The organism is Pseudomonas sp. UBA6276 (genome assembly GCF_002438365.1).
GTDB classification, from domain to species: Bacteria; Pseudomonadota; Gammaproteobacteria; order Pseudomonadales; family Pseudomonadaceae; genus Aquipseudomonas; species Aquipseudomonas coleopterorum.
In genome coordinates this window covers 1-204 of sequence record NZ_DJUS01000051.1, presented here as the reverse complement: position 1 = coordinate 204, position 204 = coordinate 1, and the positions used below count along the sequence as shown (strand labels likewise).

Below are 204 nucleotides of genomic sequence, written 5' to 3'. Positions count from 1 at the left end.
AGGGCCTGCGCGGTCTTCAGCGAACGGTCAGGGTAAAGCCCACCCGAGTCAGCCATTCGGCTTCCTGGGCGAAATCGGCCTGGGTCAGTTGGTTGTTTTCCAGCCAGCCATCGGGGAACACCACGTCCAGGCTCTTGGCCTTGGCATGCAGGGAAACCGCCGGCATCGTCTGCGTGCCGCGAATGTGGTGGAACAGGATGGCGA

The 204-nt window shown here is 62.7% G+C and carries 1 pseudogene; it reads right to left on the bottom strand.

The features are described from left to right. Nucleotides 1-16: 16 nt before the first annotated feature. Nucleotides 17-204, bottom strand: a pseudogene (locus tag B2V21_RS05780) (exopolyphosphatase); the annotation flags it as partial.